This is a genomic window from Neobacillus niacini, from assembly GCF_030817695.1.
Lineage (GTDB): Bacteria > Bacillota > Bacilli > Bacillales > Cytobacillaceae > Neobacillus > Neobacillus niacini_F.
In genome coordinates this window covers 4468190-4493217 of record NZ_JAUSZQ010000002.1, presented here as the reverse complement: position 1 = coordinate 4493217, position 25028 = coordinate 4468190, and the positions used below count along the sequence as shown (strand labels likewise).

The 25028-nt window shown below is 37.3% G+C and carries 28 protein-coding genes; 17 read left to right on the top strand and 11 right to left on the bottom strand.

The annotated features are described in order from the left end of the window. Window positions 1-7: 7 nt before the first annotated feature. A complete protein-coding gene (locus tag QFZ28_RS22710; protein WP_307196762.1) occupies window positions 8-1036 on the top strand; it encodes a ThiF family adenylyltransferase in 1029 nt (342 codons plus the stop codon). A gap of 50 nt (window positions 1037-1086) precedes the next feature. Here QFZ28_RS22710 and QFZ28_RS22705 read toward each other — a convergent pair whose 3' ends face one another. After that, a complete protein-coding gene (locus QFZ28_RS22705; protein ID WP_307196761.1) occupies window positions 1087-1650 on the bottom strand; it encodes a DUF2777 domain-containing protein in 564 nt (187 codons plus the stop codon). A 164-nt stretch (window positions 1651-1814) separates the two neighbouring features. Here QFZ28_RS22705 and asnB point away from each other — a divergent pair, with 164 nt between their 5' ends. Then, complete coding sequence (gene asnB / locus QFZ28_RS22700; RefSeq protein WP_307196760.1) at window positions 1815-3665, top strand: asparagine synthase (glutamine-hydrolyzing); 1851 nt, start codon at window positions 1815-1817, stop codon at window positions 3663-3665. Between the two features lie 62 nt (window positions 3666-3727). After that, window positions 3728-5236 (top strand): alpha-amylase family glycosyl hydrolase, encoded by a 1509-nt coding sequence (locus tag QFZ28_RS22695; protein WP_307196759.1) that lies wholly within the window; start codon window positions 3728-3730, stop codon window positions 5234-5236. Window positions 5237-5285: 49 nt separating this feature from the next. Here the strand turns inward: QFZ28_RS22695 and QFZ28_RS22690 are convergent, their stop codons facing one another. Both QFZ28_RS22690 and QFZ28_RS22685 read right to left on the bottom strand, forming a co-directional pair. Beyond that, the gene (locus QFZ28_RS22690) at window positions 5286-6158 is read right to left on the bottom strand and encodes an SDR family oxidoreductase (protein ID WP_307196758.1); all 873 of its coding nucleotides are present in this window, start codon (window positions 6156-6158) and stop codon (window positions 5286-5288) included. A gap of 111 nt (window positions 6159-6269) precedes the next feature. Then, window positions 6270-6761 (bottom strand): YajQ family cyclic di-GMP-binding protein, encoded by a 492-nt coding sequence (locus tag QFZ28_RS22685; protein WP_307196757.1) that lies wholly within the window; start codon window positions 6759-6761, stop codon window positions 6270-6272. Window positions 6762-6906: 145 nt separating this feature from the next. Here QFZ28_RS22685 and QFZ28_RS22680 point away from each other — a divergent pair, with 145 nt between their 5' ends. Together QFZ28_RS22680 and QFZ28_RS22675 are read left to right on the top strand one after the other, a co-directional pair. Next, on the top strand, window positions 6907-7770 hold the full coding sequence (locus tag QFZ28_RS22680) for a CvfB family protein (RefSeq protein WP_307196756.1): 864 nt from the start codon (window positions 6907-6909) through the stop codon (window positions 7768-7770). Between the two features lie 69 nt (window positions 7771-7839). Beyond that, window positions 7840-7971: a DUF3941 domain-containing protein gene (locus tag QFZ28_RS22675; RefSeq protein WP_081810752.1), complete on the top strand. Its 132-nt coding sequence runs from the start codon at window positions 7840-7842 to the stop codon at window positions 7969-7971. A 28-nt stretch (window positions 7972-7999) separates the two neighbouring features. On the opposite strand, the gene QFZ28_RS22670 is transcribed toward QFZ28_RS22675, so the two are convergent. Then, window positions 8000-8857 carry a DegV family protein gene (locus QFZ28_RS22670; protein WP_307196755.1) on the bottom strand — a complete coding sequence of 286 codons (858 nt, stop codon included), beginning with the start codon at window positions 8855-8857 and terminating at the stop codon, window positions 8000-8002. 106 nt (window positions 8858-8963) lie between these two features. On the opposite strand from QFZ28_RS22670, the gene QFZ28_RS22665 reads away from it, so the two are divergent. Next, on the top strand, window positions 8964-9815 hold the full coding sequence (locus QFZ28_RS22665) for a YitT family protein (protein ID WP_373428100.1): 852 nt from the start codon (window positions 8964-8966) through the stop codon (window positions 9813-9815). 14 nt (window positions 9816-9829) lie between these two features. Next, window positions 9830-10282, top strand: coding sequence for a BsuPI-related putative proteinase inhibitor (locus QFZ28_RS22660; RefSeq protein ID WP_307196753.1), 453 nt, complete (start codon window positions 9830-9832; stop codon window positions 10280-10282). Between the two features lie 44 nt (window positions 10283-10326). Here QFZ28_RS22660 and QFZ28_RS22655 read toward each other — a convergent pair whose 3' ends face one another. The 3 genes from QFZ28_RS22655 to QFZ28_RS22645 form a co-directional block, all read right to left on the bottom strand. Then, window positions 10327-10512, bottom strand: coding sequence for a DUF3813 domain-containing protein (locus QFZ28_RS22655; RefSeq protein ID WP_307196752.1), 186 nt, complete (start codon window positions 10510-10512; stop codon window positions 10327-10329). A gap of 2 nt (window positions 10513-10514) precedes the next feature. Next, window positions 10515-10667 (bottom strand): hypothetical protein, encoded by a 153-nt coding sequence (locus QFZ28_RS22650; RefSeq protein ID WP_283864202.1) that lies wholly within the window; start codon window positions 10665-10667, stop codon window positions 10515-10517. A 108-nt stretch (window positions 10668-10775) separates the two neighbouring features. Further along, complete coding sequence (locus QFZ28_RS22645; RefSeq protein ID WP_307196751.1) at window positions 10776-11591, bottom strand: Cof-type HAD-IIB family hydrolase; 816 nt, start codon at window positions 11589-11591, stop codon at window positions 10776-10778. A 218-nt stretch (window positions 11592-11809) separates the two neighbouring features. Here QFZ28_RS22645 and QFZ28_RS22640 point away from each other — a divergent pair, with 218 nt between their 5' ends. The 3 genes from QFZ28_RS22640 to QFZ28_RS22630 all read left to right on the top strand — a co-directional run bounded on the left by QFZ28_RS22640 (window position 11810) and on the right by QFZ28_RS22630 (window position 14197). After that, on the top strand, window positions 11810-12583 hold the full coding sequence (locus QFZ28_RS22640) for an alpha/beta fold hydrolase (protein WP_307196750.1): 774 nt from the start codon (window positions 11810-11812) through the stop codon (window positions 12581-12583). A gap of 18 nt (window positions 12584-12601) precedes the next feature. Then, on the top strand, window positions 12602-12910 hold the full coding sequence (locus QFZ28_RS22635; RefSeq protein WP_307196749.1) for a metal-sulfur cluster assembly factor: 309 nt from the start codon (window positions 12602-12604) through the stop codon (window positions 12908-12910). Between the two features lie 162 nt (window positions 12911-13072). Beyond that, the gene (locus tag QFZ28_RS22630) at window positions 13073-14197 is read left to right on the top strand and encodes a TIGR04053 family radical SAM/SPASM domain-containing protein (RefSeq protein ID WP_307196748.1); all 1125 of its coding nucleotides are present in this window, start codon (window positions 13073-13075) and stop codon (window positions 14195-14197) included. Between the two features lie 39 nt (window positions 14198-14236). Here the strand turns inward: QFZ28_RS22630 and QFZ28_RS22625 are convergent, their stop codons facing one another. Next, window positions 14237-14935 carry a Crp/Fnr family transcriptional regulator gene (locus QFZ28_RS22625; RefSeq protein ID WP_307196747.1) on the bottom strand — a complete coding sequence of 233 codons (699 nt, stop codon included), beginning with the start codon at window positions 14933-14935 and terminating at the stop codon, window positions 14237-14239. Window positions 14936-15180: 245 nt separating this feature from the next. Here QFZ28_RS22625 and moaA point away from each other — a divergent pair, with 245 nt between their 5' ends. Beyond that, entirely contained in the window at window positions 15181-16197 is a 1017-nt protein-coding gene (moaA, locus tag QFZ28_RS22620; protein WP_307196746.1) for a GTP 3',8-cyclase MoaA, read from the top strand. 74 nt (window positions 16198-16271) lie between these two features. Here the strand turns inward: moaA and ric are convergent, their stop codons facing one another. Next, the gene (gene ric, locus QFZ28_RS22615) at window positions 16272-16970 is read right to left on the bottom strand and encodes an iron-sulfur cluster repair di-iron protein (RefSeq protein ID WP_307196745.1); all 699 of its coding nucleotides are present in this window, start codon (window positions 16968-16970) and stop codon (window positions 16272-16274) included. A 196-nt stretch (window positions 16971-17166) separates the two neighbouring features. Here ric and QFZ28_RS22610 point away from each other — a divergent pair, with 196 nt between their 5' ends. Both QFZ28_RS22610 and mobB read left to right on the top strand, forming a co-directional pair. Then, window positions 17167-18432: a molybdopterin molybdotransferase MoeA gene (locus QFZ28_RS22610; protein WP_307196744.1), complete on the top strand. Its 1266-nt coding sequence runs from the start codon at window positions 17167-17169 to the stop codon at window positions 18430-18432. Continuing rightward, on the top strand, window positions 18420-18968 hold the full coding sequence (gene mobB / locus QFZ28_RS22605) for a molybdopterin-guanine dinucleotide biosynthesis protein B (RefSeq protein WP_307196743.1): 549 nt from the start codon (window positions 18420-18422) through the stop codon (window positions 18966-18968). The genes QFZ28_RS22610 and mobB overlap by 13 nt, the downstream gene beginning before the upstream one ends. A gap of 130 nt (window positions 18969-19098) precedes the next feature. Here mobB and QFZ28_RS22600 read toward each other — a convergent pair whose 3' ends face one another. Next, on the bottom strand, window positions 19099-19791 hold the full coding sequence (locus QFZ28_RS22600; protein ID WP_307196742.1) for a Crp/Fnr family transcriptional regulator: 693 nt from the start codon (window positions 19789-19791) through the stop codon (window positions 19099-19101). 258 nt (window positions 19792-20049) lie between these two features. Between QFZ28_RS22600 and QFZ28_RS22595 the strand changes: the two genes are divergently transcribed. Beyond that, window positions 20050-20229 carry a YjzC family protein gene (locus QFZ28_RS22595; RefSeq protein WP_307196741.1) on the top strand — a complete coding sequence of 60 codons (180 nt, stop codon included), beginning with the start codon at window positions 20050-20052 and terminating at the stop codon, window positions 20227-20229. A 103-nt stretch (window positions 20230-20332) separates the two neighbouring features. After that, on the top strand, window positions 20333-22927 hold the full coding sequence (clpB, locus tag QFZ28_RS22590; protein ID WP_307196740.1) for an ATP-dependent chaperone ClpB: 2595 nt from the start codon (window positions 20333-20335) through the stop codon (window positions 22925-22927). 51 nt (window positions 22928-22978) lie between these two features. On the opposite strand, the gene QFZ28_RS22585 is transcribed toward clpB, so the two are convergent. Then, window positions 22979-23164, bottom strand: coding sequence for a YjzD family protein (locus QFZ28_RS22585; RefSeq protein ID WP_307196739.1), 186 nt, complete (start codon window positions 23162-23164; stop codon window positions 22979-22981). A gap of 229 nt (window positions 23165-23393) precedes the next feature. On the opposite strand from QFZ28_RS22585, the gene QFZ28_RS22580 reads away from it, so the two are divergent. Both QFZ28_RS22580 and QFZ28_RS22575 read left to right on the top strand, forming a co-directional pair. Further along, complete coding sequence (locus QFZ28_RS22580) at window positions 23394-24116, top strand: hydrolase (protein ID WP_307196738.1); 723 nt, start codon at window positions 23394-23396, stop codon at window positions 24114-24116. A 61-nt stretch (window positions 24117-24177) separates the two neighbouring features. Then, on the top strand, window positions 24178-25023 hold the full coding sequence (locus QFZ28_RS22575; RefSeq protein WP_307196737.1) for a hypothetical protein: 846 nt from the start codon (window positions 24178-24180) through the stop codon (window positions 25021-25023). Window positions 25024-25028 lie beyond the last annotated feature (5 nt).

Genomic DNA, 25028 nt, shown 5'->3' with positions numbered 1-25028 from the left:
ATTATACATGGATGATTTAGGACGCTATTCAAGACAAATTCTTTTTTCAGGAATAGGGAAAGAAGGACAGTCGAAATTGCTGAAAAGCAAAGTAGCTATTGTCGGTGTGGGAGCATTGGGAACGGTCTGTGCCAATCATTTGGTCCGATCTGGTGTAGGATACATAAGGTTAATTGATAGAGATGTTGTTGATCTTTCCAATCTGCAGCGTCAATCACTTTTTAATGAGGAAGATGTAAATTTAAATCTCCCGAAGGCAGTTGCTGCGGGGAAGAGACTGAACAGTATTAACTCTACGGTTACAATTGACCCAGTTATTTCAGATTTAAATCTGGATAATGCGGAAGAATTATTAACAGGGGTTGATGTTATCATTGATGGAACTGATAATTTTATGACCCGCTACCTAATCAATGATTTTGCAATTAAATATGGAATTCCTTGGGTCCATGGGGCTGCAGTCAGCTCAAGAGGGATGTTTGCGGTTATTAAACCTGGAATAACCCCATGCTATCGCTGTCTATTTCCACAAGTGCCAGCTGGCAGGGGGGAAACCTGTGACACGATTGGTGTTCTGTCACCAATAACGGATATTATCGGTTCCTTCCAAGCAATAGAAGTGATAAAACTAATAATAGGGGCCACTACAAATTCTAATCTTGAGCAAATTGATATATGGGATACATCCTTTTTTTCAATGGATACAAGTGAGGGGAAAAATCAACAATGTCCTGCATGTGTAAAACGTCAGTTTGACTTTCTTGATCGTTCGTCCGCCGTTCAAGAAACTTATAGTTCTCTGTGTGGAAGAGATACCGTGCAAATATATTTTAGAGAAAAGCGTCAGCGAGACCTAAAGAAACTTAGTGAACACCTAAAGAAGAATGGAAAAGTTACCGGAAACCAATTTTTACTACGTTTTTCTCCCGATAATGAAACCTCCATCGTCGTATTCAAGGATGGTCGAGTACTGGTCCATGGTACAAATGATATCGTAAAAGCAAAATCTCTTTACTCAAAATATATAGGAAACTAAAAAGAAAAAGGTGTGTCTTTTCTGATATTAGAAAAACACACCTTTCGTTCTTAAGATATCATCTTTTCAATAACCAATCTTTTGCCAGTATTTAAAGTGAATTCAAAGCGGTCATTTACCTTTTCAAAATAACAAAAATGATGCTGAACATTACAAATTTGTTCCTGGTTATCGAAGACAATAAAGTTTACCCCATCCCTTTGATTATCATCGGATAAGAAGGAAAGGTGATTATAACAATAGATACAATCGTATATAGAAAAATCCAGGGAATTTAAGGTAGTGACAAATTGAAAAAAGGCGTCATCATTCATTCCCTCTAAAAGTCTTTCTAATGAGTAAATTAAATGCTTTCTTATTCTTACCTTGTCATGATCTCGAAGCATAATAAGCTCATTACCGCTCCGTATCTTCCCAGATTCGATTAAGATTCCTTTCCTCCAACGATTCCCGCGAAAAATTTCAATCTCTTGCTGAAGGAAGTCATCGAGCATCGCGGCTTCTTCCGTTTCTTCATCGAAAAAAATCCATTGATCACTTATTTGTTCAACTGCTCCTTCGTTATAGGCCCTCAGTTGAAAATCTAATAGTTTAATTCTTTGTTGTCGATTCATGTTTAACCTCCGTGCCTAGTGCTTTCTTTTTCTTTGTAGACATCTTTGTGAGATTTTATAACTTGTTTATCTTTAATTTGGACAATTTACCAAATAATTTGGGCTGAATAGAATAAAAGCATGTAATGATATCCAGTCTCAGTTACTGGAGAGAGGAGAGTTTTATGTGCGGAGTTTCAGGTTGGATTGATTTTACTATGGACTTAAGGAATCAAAAAGATACGATTGAAAAAATGACAAAAACTCTTGCCAAAAGAGGACCAGATGAAACGAACCTCTGGGTTCAAACACATGCCGGGTTTGGTCATAAGCGCCTTATCGTGGTTGATCCTGAAGGCGGAAGACAGCCAATGACAAAACAAAAGGAAGGTATAGAGTACACCATTTGTTACAACGGTGAACTATATAATACCGAAGATATCCGCAAAATTCTCCTTACTAAAGGATATTCTTTCAAAGGTCATTCTGATACAGAAGTTCTGTTAACTGCCTATATAGAATGGGCGGAAGAGTGCGTAAATTATTTAAACGGTATCTATGCCTTTGCAATCTGGGATCAACAGAGAGAACAATTGTTTATTGGCCGCGACCGATTGGGAGTTAAACCATTGTTTTATACGGAATTAAATAACGGGATTGTATTTGCTTCGGAAATCAAGGCTATACTTGCAAACCCTGGAATGAAAACAGAACTAGAATATGAGGGGCTTTCAGAAATTTTCGGTTTAGGACCTTCGAGAACTCCTGGATCTGGAATCTTTAAGGGCATTAAGGAGTTAAGGCCGGCACACGCTATGACCTTTTCGAAAAATGGCTTAAAGATATGGCGCTATTGGAATGTTAAGAGTGATGTCCATAAGGATAATGTGGAAGAAACAGCTGAAAAGGTACGTTACTTGGTAACAGACGCAGTAACTAGACAGCTTGTATCAGATGTGCCGCTTTCAACCTTCCTATCAGGCGGGCTTGATTCAAGTATTATTACAGCGATTGCTGCTAAAGGATTTAAAGACCAAGGAAAAGGTCAGCTTCATACGTATTCAATTGACTACGAAGGTAATGACCAATTTTTCAAAGCAAATGAATTTCAGCCAAATGCCGATGAAAAATGGATTAACATTGTAACCAATGAGTTTAATACAAATCACCATTTTAAAACCATTTCTCAAGCGCAATTAGTGAAAGACTTAACAGAAGCGGTTCATGTCCGCGATTGTCCAGGTATGGCTGACATTGATTCTTCCTTACTCTGGTTTTGTAAGGAAATAAAACAGGACTTTGTTGTAAGTCTTTCTGGAGAATGTGCAGATGAGATTTTTGGAGGCTATCCATGGTTTCATCGTAAGGAAGATTTGGAGAGACCTAGTTTCCCTTGGATGCGTTCGGTTAATGAAAGAAATAATTTATTAAGAGCTGATTGGCAGCAAAGATTGAATTTAAAGAATTATGTGATAGAAAAATACAATCAAGCCATCCAGGAAACGCCTAGATTGGATGGAGAGAGCGCAGAAGAAGCAAAACGGAGAGAGCTTTTCTATATTAATATGACACATTTTATGACAACACTGCTCGACCGAAAAGATAGGATGAGTATGGGAGCAAGTCTTGAGGTCAGAGTTCCATTTGCAGACCACCGTCTTGTTGAATACGTTTGGAATATCCCATGGGATATAAAAATGGTTCATGGCAGAGAAAAGGGGATTTTAAGAAAAGCGTTTGAAGGAATTCTTCCAGAGGAAGTCCTTTATCGAAAGAAAAGTCCATATCCAAAAACCCATAATCCAGAATATACTGTAGCAGTTCAACAGCAATTGAGGGAGATATTAGCTGATAAGTCCTCGGTTCTATACGAACTATTCAATCGTGATTTACTCAATCAACTGGTTGAATCTGGCGGTAATTCGTTCAAAGAGCCATGGTTTGGTCAGTTGATGTCAGGTCCACAGCTATTAGCGTACTTTATTCAACTAGATATTTGGTTTAGAGATTACAATATTAATATAGTGAATGCTTAGATATTAATAGTTGGATTCACACCATTATTCGATTAAAATGAGTGTATGGAAGGGGATTGAACATGAAAAAAACCTTAATTACACTTATTTTAATCTGTTTTTTTGTTATAACTTCACTGCCAGCACATGCAGAAACGGAGAAAGAAGACCGAAGATGGCAGGATGAAACCATTTATTCTATCATGGTTGATCGTTTCTTTAATGCCAATACAAACAATGATAAGGAAGTTAATACTCTAGATCCTTTAGCCTATAATGGCGGTGATTTTCAGGGAGTTATTGATAAGTTGGATTATCTAAAAGATATGGGCTTTACGGCCATCCGATTAACATCGATATTTGATAATACTGCTGGTGGATACCATGGCTATTGGGTAAATGACTTTTATAAACCTGATGAACATTTTGGAACAATGAAAACAATTAAAAAACTTGTACAAGAAGCACATAAACGAGATATGAAGGTGGTTATTGATTTTGTAACCAATAATGTCTCTGCAGAACACTCATGGTTGGTGGACTCATCCAAGCAAGATTGGTTCAACGAAAAGCGGGAAATTAGCAATTTTAAAGATCAGGGTGAAATCGAAAATGGATGGGTAAACGGTTTGCCTGACCTAAATCAGGACAACCCTGAGGTTAAAAATTATTTATTGGAGGCTGCTAAGTGGTGGATAAACGAGACAGATATTGATGGTTATAGCCTTCCAGAAGTAAATCATGTACCTGTGTCCTTTTGGCGTGATTTCTCAAAAGAGGTAAAAAGCGAAAAGGAAAACTTTTATTTGTTGGGGATAACCTCTCCAAACAGTTCAGTAGAACTTGAAAAATACGAAGGCGCCGGAATTGACAGCCTTACTGATTATCAGCATAGTGAAGAGTTAAGAAATGTCTTCGCTGCTACTAATCAACCCTTTAGCCCTTTAAATGATAGTAAGGTTCAAAAACCAGAATTGCAGCCTCAATTTTTTGATAACGAAAATACACATAGATTTACACAAGATATCGTTACAAATAAACATTTTCCTGGTGCACGCTGGAAAACAGCCTTAACTTATATTTATTCAACCCCGGGTATTCCAGTTGTTTTTTATGGAAGTGAAATTGCATTAAATGGTGGAGAAATTCCAGATAATCGCCAGCCAATGAATTTTCGTACTGAGAAGGAACTCATAGACTATATGACCAAGCTTGGTGAATTGAGGAATCAACTACCTTCGTTAACCCGAGGAAGTATGGAAATGCTTTACGAAAAAGATGGAATGGCGGTATTCAAACGTGTCTACAAAGATGAAACAGCGATTATCGCCATAAATAATACTAGTAAATCTCAAAACATTACCTTAAACAATAAGCAAATTGAAGGTGATAAGGAATTACGTGGATTGCTTAGCGGAGATTTGGTTCGGAGCAATGGTAATCAATATGACCTTATCATCGACCGTGATGAGTCAGAAATATATGTGTTAACAGAAAAAAGCGGTATCAATCTTCCTTTAGTCGGCTCCTTAGTTGCGGTGTATATCTTGTTCATGATTTTCATTTTAAAAATTAGGAAAAGAAGAAGGTAAAAAGTCAGTGCGATACTCCGAATGAGTATCGCACTTTCATTTAGCGAGACTATCCATTTACGATTTCTCCGCCGTTGACATGGAGGATTTGTCCGCTTACATAAGAAGAATCTTCAGAAGCAAGGTATACGTAACTTGGGCCAAGTTCAAATGGCTGGCCCGCTCTGCCCAGTGGTGTATTAGATCCAAAGCTTGCTACTTGATCTTCATTGAAGGTTGAAGGAATAAGCGGCGTCCAAATCGGGCCAGGTGCGACGCCATTTACCCTTATACCTTGCGGGGCAAGCGATTTTGCAAGGGATCGTGTAAAGGTAACGATTGCACCTTTGGTTGCAGAGTAATCTAACAATTGCTCATTGCCGGCATAAGCAGTGACCGATGCTGTATTGATAATTGTACCACCTTGATTCAAATGGGGCAGGACCATTTTAGACATATAAAAATAGGAGAATATATTGGTCCGAAACGTTTTTTCAAGCTGTTCGGAGGTAATATCTAATAGACTTTTCTGCGGGTGCTGCTCCGCCGCATTGTTTACCAAGATATCAATTTTTCCAAATTGATCCATTGTTTTACTAACGGTATCCTTACAAAATTCCTCGCTGCCTGCGTCACCGGAAAAAAGCAGACATCTGCGTCCTTCTGCTTCAACAAGCCCTTTTGTTTCTTCTGCATCCTGATGCTCGTCCAAATAGACAATTGCTATATCTGCACCTTCTTTGGCGAAATAAATGGCAACGGACTTACCAATGCCGCTATCCCCGCCAGTGATAATCGCTGTTTTACCAGCTAATTTACCAGCACTTTTATAGTTTTTCCCGATTGAAACCGGGCGAGGATTCATTTCACTCTCGATACCAGGCTGATGATTTTGATGCTGGGGTGGAAAAGCCATTTTTTGCTGTTGTTCGTTATTGGACATTCATTTTACCTCCAAGATTATTTACCATGTTAGTTTGGGGAAAATGAACGAAAATATTAGAAAATAAAAAAGGCGAAAGAAAAAATTTCCTTTCACCTAGGTAATGAGTTTTTATCGATAGTTTATAAATTGAACATCGACGGTAAGGTCTGCTTCACGTACAAGCGCGATAATTTTTTGTAAATCATCACGGTTTTTACCGCTAACCCTGACTTGATCGTCTTGAATTTGGCTTTTTACCTTTAGACCGCTATTTTTAATAATCGTGTTAATTTTCTTAGCATTTTCTTTATCAATGCCTTGAACAAGCTTGGCTCTTTGGCGAACAGTACCGCCAGAGGCCTTTTCCATTTTTCCATAATCGAGATTCTTAACAGGAACACCTCTTTTGATCAACCTGCCTAGCAAGACGTCTTTTAGTTGATCCATCTTAAATTCATCATCTGAAACTAGAACAAGATCTTCTTTATCCAGGGTAACCTCACTTTTGCTGCCCTTAAAATCATAACGGGTCTTAATTTCCTTCATCGTTGCGGTAATTGCATTTGTGACTTCCGTAAATTCTACTTTGGATACAATATCAAAAGATTCATCTTTGGCCATAGTAATAATACCTCCAATATAATTTTAATAAAGGTATTTAGTATTCATCGTACTGCTAAAGTTTCCCTTTATGGGTACATTATAGTAAAATATAGCAGTTCAAACAACCCTATGGATAATGATAGGAAAGAAAAGGTGAGGTAAGATGTCTTTACAAGAACTTATTGGTCAAACAGTTACATTAACGGTGGCACGAAAAGCAGATTTCGGCTATTTTTTAACAGATGGTAATGAAGATGTTTTGTTGCATATAAATGAGGCGGACCGAGAATATGAGGTAGAAGAATCCGTCGAGGTGTTTCTTTATGTGGATTCCGAAGGCAGAACGTCTGCCTCTACCACTATACCTGAAATAGCTATTGGGAAATATGCTTGGCTTAAAGTTGTTGATACCAACCCAAATATTGGTGTATTTTTAGATATTGGGATTAAAAAGGATTTATTATTAGGGATTGATGATCTTCCAGTCCATAAGTCAGTTTGGCCGAAGCCAGGTGATTTAGTCTACGCAACACTAAGAGTAAATAACAATTATTTGCTATATGCAAGGCTAGCGACAGACCCTGTCATTGAATCGATTTCAACAAAGGCGACCAGAAAGGATTTTAACAAAAATATACAAGGGCATATCTATCGTACAGCCAAGGTCGGAAGCTGGGTCTACACCATTGAGGGGTATAAAGGATTCATTCATGAATCACAAAGACAGGAAGAGCCGAGATTAGGACAAAAGGTAGAAGGTCGGATAATTGATGTTAAGGAAGATGGAACAGTAAATGTGTCGTTACTTCCAAGAAAACAGGAATCACAGGACCTTGAAGCTGAACGGATTTTTGAGTATTTAATGAGCAGAAATGGTGCTATGCCATTTAATGATAAAAGTATGCCTGAGGATATACAAGAACGTTTTCAAATGAGTAAGGGTGCGTTTAAGCGGGGGCTTGGAAAACTTATGAAAGACGGCAGGGTTTACCAAGAAGGAAGCTGGACTTATCTGAAGAAAGATTAACTTTTTTCTACATACTCTTTTTTAAATTGATAACACTACTAGTGAAAGCATTTTGAAAGGGGTATGAGTATGCCGCATACATCAGATAATGATAAAAAGGCTCAAGATAATAATGCATTAAGACACGAAAAAAATATGATGCGTGAGAAGAATCGTCAAGCAGGAAAAAATCAGTATTCAAAGAAAACAGACCATAAATAAAAAAGCGGGCTTTCCCGCTTTTTTTTATTTATGGTAATTTATTTAAAAAGAAAATTGCAATGGTTCCTGGTCCAGTATGTGCGCCGACTGTTGAACCGATAGAAGTAATAAAGACTTCTTTTGGATGCAGTTCTTCCTCAATCATTGCTTTTACTTCTAAAACAGTATCTTCGGTATCTGCATGACTAATGCCAACTGTTTGATCATCAAAACTTACACCGCGTTCTTTCATCAGTTCAACTATTCGTCTATAAACTTTCTTTTTTCCTCGTATTTTTTCAATTGGAACGAGTTTCCCATCTTCTACATTCAAAATAGGTTTTATATTTAGTAATCCACCCAAAAAAGCTGAAGCTTTTGAGACACGACCGCCTTTGGCTAAATAATCTAAATCCTCTACGGTAAACAAATGCTCCATATGCTGACTTCGGAATAACACATCTTTAAGTATTGCTTCCTTTGACACATTTTCTGCAGCAAGCCTTGCTGCTTCTTTGACGATAAGGCCAAATCCAAGTGAGGCACACTTCGTATCCACAATAGTTAAATTAAAGTTTGGATATTTTTCCTTCACTTGGTCAAGAATCATAACAGATGTCTGATATGTACCAGATAATGCTGAAGAGAAAGCAATATATATTCCATCTTCATTATTTTCAGCCATTTCAGTAAAGACTTCCTCAAATAATAAAGGAGAAACTTGAGACGTTTTAGGAACATCGCCGCTGCGTATGGCGTCATAAACCGTTTTAGGATCAATTGTTTTAACATCCTCATATTCTTGCCCATTAACTTGCACTTTTAGTGGGAATAATGTGACGTTATGTTCAGAGTAAAAATCTTTTGGTAAATCGCATGCGCTGTCTGCAAGTATTTTTACTGGCATAAAGCTCACCTGCTTTCAAGCTAATATAGTTAATTTAAGTTTATCGGTTTCACATCAAAAATACAATTATCAGCTTTAGAGATAACACCTTAAAAAATTAAAGGAGATGGTGCTTTTGTTATGGCAACAGACCAAAAAAACAATTATTGTTATTGTGGGTGCATTCCTAAATGCTCTGGCAATAAATTTATTTTTAATTCCAGCAAATGTGTATTCTAGCGGATTTACTGGAGTAGCACAATTATTATCAAAAGTAATAAGTGACCAAACACCATTAAATATATCAATGGGATTCTTATTGCTGTTGCTTAATATTCCTGTAGCCATCCTTGGTTGGTTGAAGGTAGGTAAGTCCTTTACCATTTATAGTTTTTTAAGTGTAGCGTTATCATCACTTTTCTTAGAATTAATTCCAATTACACAGGTTTCAAAAGATATTCTCCTTAATTCAGTATTTGGGGGTGTAATTTTAGCCGTAGGTGTCGGAATTACCCTAAAATGGGGGGCTTCAACAGGCGGACTTGATATTATTGCGATGGTTTTATCAAGGATGAAGGATAAACCAATTGGCAGTTATATGTTTATTATGAATGCTGTTATCATCATTACCGCTGGCTTTTTATATGGCTGGGAAAAAGCCCTGTATACAATTGTTTCTTTGTATGCTTCTACAAGAGCAGTGGACGCAATCCATACTAGACACGCTAAGCTTACTGCAATGATTATTACAAAAAAAGCAGATGAACTAAAGAAAGCGATTCATTCTCAGCTAGTTAGAGGTATTACGATGATTCCTGCAAAAGGAGCTTTTTCTAACGAAGCAAGGGACATGTTGATGATTGTTATCACCCGTTATGAGCTATATGATTTGGAACGAATTATCGCTGAGGTTGATCCTAATGCATTCACGAATATTATTCAGACAACAGGGATTTATGGATTTTTTAGACGGGAATAGGGAGGGTGTAAATCGTGAGAATTGTTTTAAGTGTGATTTTGTTTCTTTTTTCCTTTAGTTTAAAAGGAGAGGCAAGTTATGGTGAGCAATTTCAGTTTTCAGTTGTTCCTTATGCAGGAAATGAGAGAGTGGAATTTGAACTTCTTATTAAGAATAATGAGGAAGCTCCATTGCATTTTGAGTTTCCTACCTCACAATTTTATGAGATTACTGTTACTGACCAATCTGGGCATGAAGTATATCGATATTCAAAAGGACGCTTCTTTTTACAGGCACTACAAACCATTAAAATTGAACCGCAACAAACTTTTCGAAAAGTAGAAAATTGGGATTACAAAGTAAATGGAAAAAGAGTTCCTGCAGGAGAATACACTGTTAAGGCGACTCTTTTACCAAGTAAAATTAATAACAAACCATTAAGTAACGACCAATCATTAATCAGCATAATGAAATTTACTCTTCCATAAAAAGAAAAGCTGGCACGTTCCTAAAACACGTGCCAGCTTTTCCATTATTTAAGTTGATCAAGCTCATTTTGCATTTCTTGGAGCTGACTTTGTTCTGCGAAGGTTGAATTAGCATAGGCGGAACTTAATGCATTCTTTGCCTTCGAAATCACAGAATCGCGTTCAGCAGGGTCGGCAGATTTTGCCATCTCAACAAATCTTCTTGCTTCTTGGAACAACTGATTTCCCATCGTTATATTCCCCCAAGCGAGGATTCACGCACATTGGCCATTTTCTGGGCTTCCGCTTCAGCGTAGGTCATGTGGTAAGGAATACGTTCATCATGCTTACTAACGGTATCCACTCCTTGCTGGACAAAGCGTTTTGATTTGTTTCGTTTACCCATTGTAATCCCTCCAATTTGGTGAGCTTGGTATGAAGCACTGCAGCGCCTCACAAAAATAGTATGCTCCATTGAAAGTTTTTCATTTAGGTAAACAATGGTGAACCACTATCAATATTTTAAGTTTAACAACTCTGACAAATATACCCCGATCCCGTCTTCCTCATTTGTCAGAGTTACTTCATTTGCGATCGTTTTGACTTTATCAATTGCATTACCCATCGCAATCCCGCGGCCTGCATAATCAAGCATTTCTAAATCATTATCTTCATCGCCAAAAGCAATAATTCTTTCAGCGGGAATGTTGAAGTATTCAGAGGCCTTTTTTAAACCAACAGCTTTACTTATCCCTGACTTAATAATTTCAACGACATGCCATGGCGCAGCCCAGCTGCGGTGGTCAATCACTTCTGCATGAACCTCAGACAAATGCTTGCGTATATTTTTTAATTCATCTTCCTCTGTATGAATTAACAAACTAGTAGGAGAATCTTTTAAGTAATTTCGTAAATCGCCCGTTGTTACGTTTGGATTGCCCATACTAAAAATATCTAAAAGCTTTTCATCATGATAGTGGAAATAAACATCATCGATTACTTCGGCAATAATATTGTAAAATTGAAAGGACCGGCACGCCTCGACAATCTCTTTGGCAACTTTTACGTCGAGAGGGTCATGATAAAATCCCCAACTGGAATCAAGTGGATGATGCATGAAGGCACCATTGAAGTTAACAATAGGTGTGTCCAGCCCGAGCTCGTGATAATAAGGTTCACTTGAACGAAAAGGTCTTCCTGTTGCAATCATCACAACATGCCCTTCTTCTCTAGCCTTACTTAAAACTTTTTTCGTTTTCTCGGAAATGGTTTTATCATCTTTTAATAAAGTTCCATCTAAGTCCAATGCGATTAAATGTTTTTCTGCCATATTGACTCCTTTTTGAATCGTTTTCTCAACCAATAAGTCGAAGCTTTAGATAAATGGTTAACGAAATGATACACTACAACTATGGATTTTCTTCTTTGTTGGAAAGTCATACCATTATAATTACTATGTTAACAATTTTATACCATACCTGTAAAAAAATTTACTTCATTAGTTTTTACTTTCAGATATAATTATTTTACCCAGGAGGATTTACCTACGTGATTATCGTTGAAAAAAGTTTGCTGAATCATAATCCCTTCCTACATATAGTAAAAAAAAGTATACAACAAAAGAAACTTCCGCTTATTATTTTTACCCATGGTTTCACTAGTACCAAGGAGAATAATCTGCATTATGCCTATTTATTAGCGGAAAAGGGCTTTCGAGTCATCCTGCCAGAGGCAATCTACCATGGTGAAAGGGAACAAGGTTTAACCGAAAGAGATCTATACGGTCATTTTTGGGAAATTGTCATCAAGACGATCCATGAATTAAACGATTATAAGGAATACTATGTAGAAGAAGGATTAGCAGACCCGGAAAAAATTGGACTTGCTGGAACCTCTATGGGTGGTATTGTGACCTTGGGTGCTCTAACCAAATATAAATGGGTCAAAGCTGCAGTTAGCTTAATGGGGATGCCAGCATATGAGGAATATTTACATTGGCAATTAAAACAAATGAAAAACGTTGGTGTTACCCTTTCTTTTACTGATGAGCAAATTGCAGAGCAATTATCAGTCTTACGTCAATATGATTTGAGCCATCAACCCAATAGGCTAGAAAATAGACCCTTGTTATTTTGGCATGGAAAAAAAGATCCTATTGTACCATATGAGTTAACATACCGTTTTTATCAATCTGTAAAGGACAACTATAGTAAAAAACCAGAAAATATCCGCTTCATTACAGATGAGTATGCTGACCATAAGGTAAGCAGAGAAGGATTAAAGGCAATGGTTGAATGGTTTGAGAAACATTTACTACAATAATTATAAGGAGTGATACAGATGAATGAAGAGTTAAAAGAAAATATTATGGGTGCTTTAGAGCTTGTTATTGACCCTGAGTTAGGTGTTGATATCGTTAATTTAGGATTAGTGTATGAAACAGAAATGGATGATGAAGGAAATGTAACGATTACCATGACATTAACTTCCATGGGCTGTCCTCTTGCAGGAACCATTGTTGACCAAGTGAAGCGAGCATTAGCCGATATTCCTGAAGTAAAAGAGGTCGAGGTTAATATCGTGTTTAACCCGCCATGGAACAAGGACATGATGTCACGTTATGCAAAAATCGCATTAGGAATTCGTTAAGAAAAAGACAGCAATTTTGCTGTCTTTTTTACTTCACAATGTGGACATATTTTTTGATAAGCAGTGTGAGGTAGTTCACTTATCCGTAGTGGAAACCTATATATAATTACAGGTAATAAGGCTGTTTGGTTTTTGAAATAGCCGTTTTAGGAGGCGTTTCATATGGCTTTTGGCCGTGATTTTAATAAAGATCCATTTATTGTGATTTGGGAACTTACACGTGCATGTCAATTAGCTTGTTTACACTGTCGTGCGGAAGCTCAATTAAGAAGAGACCCACGTGAACTAACATTTGAAGAAGGTAAGAACCTTATCGATCAAATATACGAAATGAATAATCCAATGCTGGTCTTCACGGGTGGAGACCCCTTAATGAGACAAGATGTTTTTGATATAGCAAAATATGCAGTAGAAAAAGGCGTTAGAGTTTCCATGACCCCAAGTGCTACTCCAAATGTGACAAAAGAAGCGATTGAAAAAGCGAAGGAAGTGGGGCTTTCCCGCTGGGCTTTCAGTATTGATGGACCAACGGCGGCTGTTCACGATCACTTCCGTGGAACAGCAGGTTCTTTTGATCTTACAATGGAGAGAATTAAATATTTGCATGAACTTGAAATTCCCATTCAAATAAATACAGTTATTTCTAGATACAACATAGAATACCTTGATGAAATGGCAAAAATGGTTGAGGACTTAGGATGCGTACTTTGGAGTGTCTTTTTCCTTGTACCAACAGGAAGAGGACAGGAGTCTGATATGATTTCACCTGTTGAACATGAGAAGGTATTCAGATGGTTATATGACCTTAGTAAGCGAGTTTCCTTCGATATTAAGACTACCGCTGCCCAACACTATCGCCGTGTTGTTATCCAGCAAAAAATGCGCGAGGCAAAAAATCAGACAGATGAAATAAATTATTTAAGTGCCTTAACAGAACAAGGCTTAACAGGTTCGATTGACGGACTTGGACGAGCACCTAAAGGTGTTAATGATGGAAATGGCTTTGTCTTTATCTCTCATGTTGGAGATGTGTATCCAAGCGGATTATTACCAGTTAAAGCAGGAAATGTCCGTGAAACACTATTAGCGGAGATTTACCGAGACTCACCAGTATTCCAATCATTAAGAAACCCAGATCTTTATAAAGGTAAATGCGGAGTATGTGAATTCCGTCATGTATGCGGCGGCTCAAGATCTAGAGCTTATGCGATGACAGGGGATTATTTGGAAAGTGAACCGTTCTGTGTGTATATTCCACAAGCAATGCGTGAAAAACAAGCGCAATAAAAAGTAAGGAAGCAATCGAGTTCGATTGCTTCCATATCACTATTCAATATTGCAATAGATAGCAGGGCAATTTTCACAACCAATTTCATCCTTTAAATATTGCAAATCTAGAATAGAAATTTTTCCTTTTTTAATATTAATGATTTTATCTTTTTTCAATTCACTTAGGATACGGTTCGTGCTCTCTCTCGAGGTTCCGCAAAAGTTTGCCAGTTCCTGATTGGTTAGTGGTAAATCAATTAATATTTCATTTTCTTTATGAATACCATAGCTGTTAGACATGCGGATGAGAGTAGAAAAAAGTGCTCCTCGTTTCCCATTTAAGACAAGATCACGAAATTTTGTCTGTGTTTTACGGAAATGGTCACTCATCCATTTCATAAACTCGAAAGCAAGTTTGCTATTTTGGAAAATTTCACTTTCAATGACATCTTTCTTGATGGCAACGATTTCTCCTTCCTCCAATACTTTAGCACTTAATAAATATCTTGGATTGTCGGTAAATAGTGTTAATTCTCCACAAATATCATTTTCTCCACATATTCTTAAGGAAAGTTCACGTCCATCGGAAGTAATTTTACTAATTTGTACTTTACCAGAAAAAACAATATAAAGTTCTTCAGCGAGCATTCCCTCTTGAAATAAATAGGTTCCTCTCTCACTTTTAATTTTTCGGTCAGCAAATTTAAGCAGCTCTTTTATTTCTAATGAATGAGTTGGTTTCATTTTAGTCAACATGCATCTCACCTCAAAGTCATTTTTTGACTCATCTTCTAGTTTCGTTAGTATTATTTTAACTTACGTTTTGACCTTCGTGAGGAGTAAACAATGACAATATAGTGAAAACTCAAATAATTAAACGTAACACGTTAAAAAATTGCAAAAGAAATGTTATGATAGTGAATAAAGTAACAGTATTTTTAATTCATAGATGTTACACTTGCATTATATTATTCGCTTTTAAAATAATGGAGTTGATATGAATGGAAAAGACCATTATTAAAGATAAATTAGATCGCCCATTACGTGATTTAAGAATTTCGGTAATCGATCGTTGTAACTTCCGTTGTCAATATTGCATGCCTGCAGACCAATTTGGTGATGATTTTGAGTTTCTGCCGAAAAGTGCGCTGCTGACATATGAGGAAATTGAAAGAGTAGCAAAAGCTTTTGTAAGTGTTGGAGTAGAGAAAATTCGTCTAACGGGCGGGGAACCACTGCTTCGCAGAGACCTTCCAATTCTAGTGAAAAAGCTATCAGAAATTGATGGCTTAAAAGACATCGCTTTAACGACAAACGGAGTACTTCTTCCTAAACTCGCTGATAAATTAAAAGAGGCTGGATTAAAAAGAGTGAACATAAGCCTCGATACATTAAACGATGAGCTGTTTGGGACTATAAACGGACGTGGTGTCGGCACCCAACCTGTGTTAGATGGAATTGAAGCTGCTAAGAAAGCTGGTCTCAAAGTCAAAATTAACATGGTTGTTAAAAAGGGTCTTAATGATTCAGAAATAATCCCAATGGCAGATTTTTGCTTAAAAAATGGATTTGAGCTCCGCTTTATTGAGTATATGGATGTTGGCTCATCTAATGGCTGGAAATTGGATGATGTGATCACAAAAAAACAGATTTACAACATACTTAAAGAGCACTATCAATTAGAATCTCTTGATCCTGCCTATTTTGGTGAGGTAGCAAAATTATATAATTATACGAACACAGACGTTAATGTTGGCTTTATCTCGTCTGTCTCAGAGTCTTTCTGCAGCAGTTGTACGCGCTCGCGACTTTCGGCAAATGGACAAATTTTTACCTGTTTATTTAATGGAAATGGTCATGATATCCGAAACTTTATGAGAAATGGTGCAACAGATGAAGAGCTGCGAAACCGAATAACAGACATTTGGAACGGTCGAAATGACAGATATTCGGATGAAAGAACAGAGGAGACAGCAAAGAATCGCAAAAAAATTGAAATGTCCTATATCGGCGGCTAAACCTCTCTTTCTAAAAAGAGGGGCTTTTTTCATAGAAAAAGAGGCTGTTATTCAGCCTCTTTGACTTACCCTAATTAAAAATATCTAGGGAATAAAATATTATTTTCTAAATGCACATGCATAAATGTTAGTCCTTCTAGGTCTTCTAAGCGTTTATAAACTAAACGGTAGGTTCCACAAGCGTCTAATGGCAAAGTGTAATCAGAAGTTACAGCACGAATCTGTCTTAAGATTTCACCTGCATGATCATGTTCTTTTTCTAGCTCAACAATCATGTTAATCGCTTCTTCACGATTTTCTACTGTTCCATCAGCAAGTTGTTTGATTAACGGAAAGACAACTGCTTCCTCTTTGGCCATATGCTCCAATAATTCTTTTTTGAATTCATAAAATAATTCATGAACCTTTAAAAGCTCTGGATGACTGTCACCATGCACACGGGAAACCTTTGTAACATAAGGGCTAAGCAATGATAATTCTTCTTCAGATGTACGGTGATAATAGTTGATAACATGATCAATAATCGTAGTTGAATCCGACTTTGTCCAAATTTCTACATCTGTTTCAGCGGAATTGTTTTTTTCAAATACTGCTTTTAGTTCCGCCATGATTGCTTCTTCATTTATTCCATTTGCAGCAATTGCCTCGGATAAAGCTATATTTCCACCGCAGCAAAAGTCGATTCTGAATTTCTTGAACACATTACTCGTTTTTGGCATTTCATTAACAATGTCTCTAACCAATGTATTTGTAGTAAAAGGGAAAGTAATCATATTTTCCTCCTAATGTTTTTGGTAGTTTCTAGCTTAAGAATAAGGTATTCCCCAAAAAAAGTAGGTGACCTGAATCACACATTTGACATGTTTTAATAATTTTTTGTCTTATGTTGTGATGTTTGCTATATTTGTGACTATTCGTTAGGCTTATAATGATAATTAATTTGATATGTTTCCTGCAGGAGTGATGGATTTGTTAGAGAGAAGAAAACCAATCCCGATTGGGGATGCAGTTAAAAAAATAATGGAATACCATTTAGTTGGAAAAACACAATATGTATCAATTGATGAAAGCTATGGGCGTTTTTTATCAGAAGACTTAATTGCTACTAGCGATGTTCCACATTTTGATCGAGCACCATATGACGGGTTCGCTGTCCGGTCTATAGATACAAAAGAAGCTTCTTTAAATAATCCAGTAGAATTTAAAGTGGTCGACCATCTTGGCGCAGGAATGACGTCTTCTAAGATCATTAGAGCCTACGAAGCAGTTAGAATTATGACCGGGGCAATGATGCCAGAGGGAACAGACGCAGTGGTCATGTTTGAGGTCGCAAAAGCATACGAGAAAAATGGGTTGCCATATATGTCGATAAAACGAAGCTTTAAAAAGGGTGATAACGTCTCCTATCGAGGCGAAGATGCCAAGGAAGGTGAAGTTCTAGTAAAAAAGGGAACGCTGATTAACCCTGGGATTCAAGCAATGCTGGCCACTTTTGGCTACAACTCGGTTCCTGTTGCTAAAAAACCAATAATTGGGTTATTTGCCACTGGAACAGAATTGCTGGAAGTGGACGAAGAATTAGTACCTGGTAAAATCAGAAATAGTAATTCACATATGATCGCCGCCCAAATACAGAGAACTGGAGCAGTTGTTCACTATTATGGCAAGCTTCCGGATGTTTTTGAAACATGTTTTACATCAATAAAAACTGCTCTACAGAAAGTAGATATACTTATTACAACGGGCGGCGTTTCTGTTGGTGATTTTGATTATTTACCGGCCATTTATGAAAAGCTGGGTGCAGAAGTTTTATTTAATAAAGTTGCCATGAGACCTGGAAGTGTTACAACAGTAGCTCAATTAGAAGGGAAACTGCTATTTGGTTTATCAGGCAATCCTTCTGCCTGCTATGTTGGTTTCGAGTTGTTTGCACGGCCAATCATTCGCAAAATGCTGTTTTCTACTACTCCACACTTGCGAAAAGAAAAAGCAGTCCTAGAGGTTGATTTTCCTAAGGCTAATCCATTCACAAGATTTGTCCGCAGTACCTTTTCAATCAAGGAAGGGAAATTAAGTGCAACACCTAGCGGTTTAGACAAATCCAATATTATTATGAGTCTTTCTGGAGCTAATTCGTTGATGATTCTTCCTGGAGGGACAAGAAGCTTTAAAGCAGGTGATGAGGTTGAAATTTTGTTGCTTGAAGATCAAGCAGGCAGTGAATGGCCTTGGTAAAGCCAATCATTTATCAAATCGTGGGATACCAAAATAGCGGTAAAACCACTATCATTTTGAAGCTCATTGGAATCTTAAAAAATGAAGGTTTTAAGACCGTTACCATAAAGCACCATGGGCACGGAGGACGACCAGACATTCTTTCTCAAAAGGACTCAGCTAAGCACATAAACGCTGGAGCAGTTGCTTCGTTGGTTGAAGGAGAGGGCAGGTTATGCCTGCAAGCAGATGAAACTGCTTTAACACTTGAAGAACAAATTAGATTTGTGGATTTCTTTAGACCAGATATTATTTTAATTGAGGGACATAAAAAGAAATCTTATCCGAAATTACTAATTATTAAAGACGAAAACGATCTTTTACTTATTTCCAGTGTATCTAACATTAAGACAGTCCTGGTTTGGAAGAAAGAATTGATAGATATAGTTAGAGGACAGTTGGAGGTTCCAGTGTTTTATATTTCAGAGGAACTGGCACTGATGGAGATCTCGAAAGATTTGATGAAGCTTGTTCATAATACTGATGAAAATAATTAATAAAATTGTCAAAAATGGTACTTTTATCACTGTGGAGCATACATATTTGCGCTAAAATACAAATTGGGGATTATATGTTTGTTTCTAATAGACTAAATAAAAAATCGGTCAAAACTGACCGATTTTTTATTTAGTCTATTTTACAGATTTCTGGAGAACAGTCTTCACAATCAATTTCATTTTTTAGATAATCTAAGTCATGAATAGTAATGGAGCCTTTATCAATGGAGATAATTCCTGTTTTTCTTAAGTCACTTAACAACCGGTTGACTACTTCACGTGATGTACCGCAAAAATTAGCCAGTTCTTGATTCGTTAACGGTAATTCAATAAGAATTCCTTGATTCGTTTTTATACCATAGCTGTTAGTAATTCGAATGAGCGTAGAAAATAATGCACCTTTTTTACCATGAAGAACCAAGTCTCGAAATTTGGTTTGGGTTTTTCGATACTGCAGGCTCATCCATTTCATAAACTCAAGTGACAGTTCATGGTTCTTTCCAAACTTCTCCTCGAGTACATCCTTCATAATAACTGCTACTTCGCCGCTTTCAGCCACGCGGGCGCTTAACAAGTACTTAGGTGCAAGAGAAAACAGATCAAGTTCCCCAATAAAGTCCCCTTTTGAACACATTCTTAATGTAAGTTCCCGGCCATCTGGAATTATCTTGCTGATTTGTATGATTCCACTTTTGACAATATACAATTCATTTGCAGTGGAACCTTCCTGGAACAAAAATGTGCCTTTTTCAATTTTCTTCATATGGTGAACCGTATCAAACAGTTGTGTTAACTTTACAGGTATTTCTTTTATTGACTGCATAAGAATAACCACCTTAAAGGGGCGAAATAAATCGCTGATTTGCTTTCCTAAATAAATGTCAGTCAAGGGTTTCATTTACTAGATAATACTATAATTATATTGTTAACAACGCTTATATATCAATATTTCTGGCATAAATTCATACAATCGTCAAAATATCATCTCATGAAAGGTAGTTGTATTTCATAATAATTCCTTTAATGCCCCAAGATTAAATGGAAATAATAAGATTGTACAGAAAAAGGAGGGACAGAAAAAATGGGCCAAAGTCGTCATTTTAAGCCTGGACAAAAAGCACCAAATAACGGTGTATATGTAGAAATCGGTGATACGGAGTCAAATGTCAATAATCCAAAAAAGATTAGGCTTAAAGCAGGAGATAGGTTCCCTGAAAACTCAAATGATGAACGCGTTTGGACTTACCAGCATAAACCTTAATAATTTGAAAAAGTCATCCTTGGATGGCTTTTTTTTTATATTTCATTAATATTCGTATATAATAAAAATAAATAGGTCAAAAATGGTCAAAGAGGTGAATAATATGGATTTAAATCGTATGATTGAGAGGCTGCAAAAGGGTATTTTAGATGCTCAATCTTTAGCAGTAAAAAGCAATCATCAAGAGGTGGATGAACCCCATTTATTCTTAACGTTACTACACCAAGAGGATAGTTTATTAGCAGCTATATTAACGAAAGCAGATATCCGAACGGAAAACGTTGAAAGAGCATTGCAGGCTGTCCTTGATAAAAAACCACAAGTTACAGGAAGTGGTGCCGAGCAAGGGAAGTTATACATTACATCCAAGCTGCAGCGGTTGTTTGTTAGTGCCGAAGATTTTGCTTCCAAGTTTACTGATGACTTTATTTCAATTGAACATATTTTATTAGCAGCTTGTTATGCAAATGATTCGGAAATGAAGAAAATCCTGCTATCTAATGGGAAAACTCCGGATAATATCTTAGCTGCAATTAAGGAAATAAGGGGGAACCAAAGAGTGACATCACAAAATCCAGAGGCCGTTTACGATGCGCTTAATAAATATGGAAGAGACCTTGTAGCAGAAGTGAAAGCAGGTAAACTGGACCCGGTTATTGGAAGGGACGCAGAAATACGTCATGTCATTAGAATTCTTTCAAGAAAAACCAAAAATAATCCTGTATTAATTGGTGAACCGGGAGTAGGAAAAACCGCAATTGTTGAGGGACTGGCCCAGCGGATTGTTAGGAAAGACGTTCCAGAGGGGTTGAAAGATAAAACGATTTTCTCGCTGGATATGAGTGCATTGATTGCTGGGGCTAAGTTCAGAGGTGAATTCGAAGAAAGATTAAAAGCAGTATTGAATGAAGTGAAAAAAAGTGAAGGACGGATCCTGTTATTTATTGATGAGCTTCACACCATTGTGGGGGCAGGAAAAACGGATGGAGCTATGGATGCAGGGAATATGCTGAAACCTATGCTCGCTCGTGGAGAACTTCATTGTATTGGGGCCACAACCCTCGATGAACATCGTAAATATATTGAAAAGGATCCTGCACTAGAACGAAGATTTCAGCAGGTACTTGTTCAAGAGCCTAATGTTGAAGACACAATTTCTATCTTACGTGGGTTAAAAGAGAGATTTGAGGTTCACCATGGGGTAAAAATACATGATCATGCTCTCGTGGCTGCCGCAACATTATCCGACCGTTATATAACCGATCGCTTTCTGCCAGACAAAGCAATTGATTTAGTGGATGAAGCATGTGCCCTTATTCGAACAGAAATTGATTCAATGCCAACAGAACTTGATGAGGTAACCCGCAGAGTTATGCAGTTGGAAATTGAAGAAGCAGCCTTGAGAAAGGAACAGGATGAGGCGAGTAAGAAAAGGCTTGAGTCCCTGTTAAAGGAACTCGCAGAATTAAAAGACCAGGCAAACAGCATGAAAGCCCAGTGGCTTCATGAGAAACAAGGAATACAAAAATTGCAGGAGAAAAGGGAACAACTTGAGAAACTTCGAAGAGAATTACAACAGGCCGAGGATAAATATGATCTAAACCGTGCTGCAGAGCTGCGCCATGGTCAGATTCCATTGGCGGAAAAAGAATTAAAGGAGCTTGAGTCACAAACGGCGAAAAATGAACGGTTACTTCGAGAGGAGGTTACCGGAGAAGAGATATCAAATATTGTCTCAAGGTGGACTGGTATTCCACTATCTAAGCTGGTTGAAGGTGAAAGGGAGAAACTTCTTAGATTAGAAGCGCTGCTACATGAACGAGTAATCGGGCAAAATGAAGCCGTACAATTAGTTGCCGACGCGGTATTGCGGGCACGTGCCGGAATCAAGGATCCAAACAGACCGATTGGGTCATTCCTGTTTCTAGGACCTACAGGTGTAGGAAAGACTGAACTAGCTAAAGCACTTGCAGAGGCGTTGTTTGATAGTGAAGAACAAATGATACGAATCGATATGTCGGAATATATGGAGAAACACGCTGTTTCAAGGCTAATTGGTGCCCCTCCAGGGTATGTCGGTTATGAAGAAGGCGGGCAGTTAACAGAAGCCGTTAGAAGAAGGCCGTATTCCGTAATCCTGATGGATGAAATTGAAAAAGCGCACCCTGAGGTATTTAATATTCTCCTGCAAGCACTTGATGATGGCAGAATTACAGATTCACAAGGACGAATAGTCGATTTTAAAAACACTGTCATTATCATGACATCCAATATCGGTTCTCATTTCTTATTGGAACGACATGAAGACGAAATTGAGATTTCAGAGTCAACAAGGGAAAAGGTGCTAGGGCAACTAAAGAGTCATTTCCGCCCTGAATTTTTAAATAGGATAGATGAGACAATCCTATTTAAACCTTTATCGTTAAATGAAATAAAAGATATCGTCGTAAAAATGATGAAGGAACTTCAAAGCAGGCTGAAAGAACAGGAAATTGAAATAAATATTACGGATAGTGCGAAAGAGTTCATTGCGGTAAATGGTTTTGACCCTATCTATGGGGCAAGACCATTAAGACGATTTATCCAACGTAATATTGAGACAAAACTTGCAAGGGCCATTATTGCTGGCAATGTTCACGACCATTCCGTCGTCAGTGTTACAACTGATAATGGGGAATTAACCATATCTATACAGTAAGGAAATCAAAAAAAGGTCATCCGGTTAAAGGATGACCTTTCTTCACATTATTTAGTGTTTTTCAACAGGATCATTAGGAAGTACTGCCGTTGCAATAACAATCAAAATGAAAATGCCCACAGAAACAATGGCACCTGACTGGAAGTTGAATACTCCACCTTCTGTCATTGAACTAACTACATATGAAAGCATTTGCACTAAAACAAACACCCAAAAAAAAGTCCAAAAGTAACGCACTATCTTTCACCTCTACCCTATTTATCATCTCTAATAATATTACCATATGCTATTGAAATAATAAAAGCAAAAATTGAAAACTCTCCGGAAAGCAGGTCTAAGAGAAGTAAACACCCAGGTTTAACAATAAAAATACGGATGTATAGTTGTCCAATAGGCTATATTCCCTTTCGCCTCATGTGAAATCACATACAATATTTTGAGGAAATATGTAAAAGGAGATTTAGCGATGGAGAACCGGAATTTTCAGATGGATACTCAGTGGAATATCATCCATTACCCTGAAAAGCCCACAGGTTTTGGAATTTTAATAATTGGAGATGAAAGGCATTTTGTTGATGATAGCAAATGCTTTTGGACCCAGAATGAAGGAAAACTGTCCATTATCAACCAATTGAAAGAATCAGGATATACTATTTTTTCCTCAAATTTGTATGGGCGAAACTGGGGAAGTGACCATGCTGTAGAGCTTGCACAAAGGCTGTATCAGCAAGTAATTAGAAGTGAAATTCTAAATAATAAAGTTCATCTAATAGCTGAAGGCATGGGGGCTCTAGTGGCTGTTAGATTAATGGAGAAAATGCAGGGGCAACTAAGGTCAGTCGTTTTATTAAATCCCATTCTTTCTTTAAAAAAACATATCGAACTTGAAAAAGAACACAAGTTTTTCTACAAAAAGCTAATGAGAGAATTGACAGCTGCTCATAAGAAGGATCAAGTTACACTTGAGCACGAACTTCAAAGTATGGCAGATGAAGTGAAATTGGATATTGGTATTCCAATAAAGATTATTCATGTGATGTCCAGTGGTAAATCCTATAATCAATCTAAACAGCTGCAACAATTACTCGTTAATACGAATATTAGTCCAACATATATTGTTCCAGAAAAAAAGCAGCAGCTCGGAAATATGATGAAGAAGTTTTTCAATCAGTTCGAAAAGGTGCTATAAGCTCGCCGCCTCCTTCCTTAATATAGATATAATTCTTCATGAATCCGCATAGGATTCACTAATGAAGCTTGGGGAGGAAGGAATTGTGATGGACAAGGTCGTTGTTATTGGAGTATTTGACTTTGTGAATTTTCATGTATGCAAAGCATTTCTTGATAAAGGGATTGAGGTAAGGGGAGTACAACTAGAGACTGAAGTAAACGAGGATATGATTAACGAAAAACGACTTGAGATTGGGAGAAACGCTAACTTTTCTGAGGTTTCATTAGGGGAGATATCAAATCATTCTTCGGAATATGAAACAATTGTACTCTCTGTTTATGACCTATATATGAGACATAAGGAAGATTTCTTACTAGCCGATCAATTGATAAGCAAAATAATCAACAGGAACAACTGGGAAAATATTGTATTTGTGGTTCCAAGTCAACTGTTAAGAAATGTGATTGATTCAAAAGCTGAAGTTGTTATCGAGGATTTCTTAAAAAGGATTATTTCTCAGAATAAGGATTGCTATATACTTTATTTACCAACTGTCTTTGGACCCTGGCAGCCAGAAACCTTTATGTTTCAATCTTCCATTTTAACGGAAATGGATAGAGGTAAGCCATTTAAAGGACTGCGGGAGGAAACATGTGACGCCCTGTTTGTTGAGGATACGGTGAAATCCATTATAGAAATCATTGAAAACAAGGAACCTGGCAAATATCTGCTCCAAAGTGGAAAAAGAGATCAATGGAATTTATGTGCAGCACTACTTCAAATAAACGAACAGGGTTTAAACAATTCAAAAGCAGAAATAATGGAAGAGGATTTAACCAAGATAATTGTTCCTAGTACCGTACCCTTATCTGCTGCGTTGACTAGGCAAATAGAACATGCTCACCGCATAAATGCAGATAAATAAAAGAG

Coding starts and splice junctions, on each gene's coding strand:
- QFZ28_RS22710 (WP_307196762.1), top strand. CDS start 8: ATGGATGATTTAGGACGCTATTCAAGACAAATTCTTTTTTCAGGAATA.
- QFZ28_RS22705 (WP_307196761.1), bottom strand. CDS start 1,650: ATGAATCGACAACAAAGAATTAAACTATTAGATTTTCAACTGAGGGCC.
- asnB (WP_307196760.1), top strand. CDS start 1,815: ATGTGCGGAGTTTCAGGTTGGATTGATTTTACTATGGACTTAAGGAAT.
- QFZ28_RS22695 (WP_307196759.1), top strand. CDS start 3,728: ATGAAAAAAACCTTAATTACACTTATTTTAATCTGTTTTTTTGTTATA.
- QFZ28_RS22690 (WP_307196758.1), bottom strand. CDS start 6,158: ATGTCCAATAACGAACAACAGCAAAAAATGGCTTTTCCACCCCAGCAT.
- QFZ28_RS22685 (WP_307196757.1), bottom strand. CDS start 6,761: ATGGCCAAAGATGAATCTTTTGATATTGTATCCAAAGTAGAATTTACG.
- QFZ28_RS22680 (WP_307196756.1), top strand. CDS start 6,907: ATGTCTTTACAAGAACTTATTGGTCAAACAGTTACATTAACGGTGGCA.
- QFZ28_RS22675 (WP_081810752.1), top strand. CDS start 7,840: ATGCCGCATACATCAGATAATGATAAAAAGGCTCAAGATAATAATGCA.
- QFZ28_RS22670 (WP_307196755.1), bottom strand. CDS start 8,857: ATGCCAGTAAAAATACTTGCAGACAGCGCATGCGATTTACCAAAAGAT.
- QFZ28_RS22665 (WP_373428100.1), top strand. CDS start 8,964: ATGGTGCTTTTGTTATGGCAACAGACCAAAAAAACAATTATTGTTATT.
- QFZ28_RS22655 (WP_307196752.1), bottom strand. CDS start 10,512: ATGGGAAATCAGTTGTTCCAAGAAGCAAGAAGATTTGTTGAGATGGCA.
- QFZ28_RS22650 (WP_283864202.1), bottom strand. CDS start 10,667: ATGGGTAAACGAAACAAATCAAAACGCTTTGTCCAGCAAGGAGTGGAT.
- QFZ28_RS22645 (WP_307196751.1), bottom strand. CDS start 11,591: ATGGCAGAAAAACATTTAATCGCATTGGACTTAGATGGAACTTTATTA.
- QFZ28_RS22635 (WP_307196749.1), top strand. CDS start 12,602: ATGAATGAAGAGTTAAAAGAAAATATTATGGGTGCTTTAGAGCTTGTT.
- QFZ28_RS22630 (WP_307196748.1), top strand. CDS start 13,073: ATGGCTTTTGGCCGTGATTTTAATAAAGATCCATTTATTGTGATTTGG.
- QFZ28_RS22625 (WP_307196747.1), bottom strand. CDS start 14,935: ATGTTGACTAAAATGAAACCAACTCATTCATTAGAAATAAAAGAGCTG.
- moaA (WP_307196746.1), top strand. CDS start 15,181: ATGGAAAAGACCATTATTAAAGATAAATTAGATCGCCCATTACGTGAT.
- ric (WP_307196745.1), bottom strand. CDS start 16,970: ATGATTACTTTCCCTTTTACTACAAATACATTGGTTAGAGACATTGTT.
- mobB (WP_307196743.1), top strand. CDS start 18,420: ATGGCCTTGGTAAAGCCAATCATTTATCAAATCGTGGGATACCAAAAT.
- QFZ28_RS22600 (WP_307196742.1), bottom strand. CDS start 19,791: ATGCAGTCAATAAAAGAAATACCTGTAAAGTTAACACAACTGTTTGAT.
- QFZ28_RS22595 (WP_307196741.1), top strand. CDS start 20,050: ATGGGCCAAAGTCGTCATTTTAAGCCTGGACAAAAAGCACCAAATAAC.
- clpB (WP_307196740.1), top strand. CDS start 20,333: ATGGATTTAAATCGTATGATTGAGAGGCTGCAAAAGGGTATTTTAGAT.
- QFZ28_RS22580 (WP_307196738.1), top strand. CDS start 23,394: ATGGAGAACCGGAATTTTCAGATGGATACTCAGTGGAATATCATCCAT.
- QFZ28_RS22575 (WP_307196737.1), top strand. CDS start 24,178: ATGAAGCTTGGGGAGGAAGGAATTGTGATGGACAAGGTCGTTGTTATT.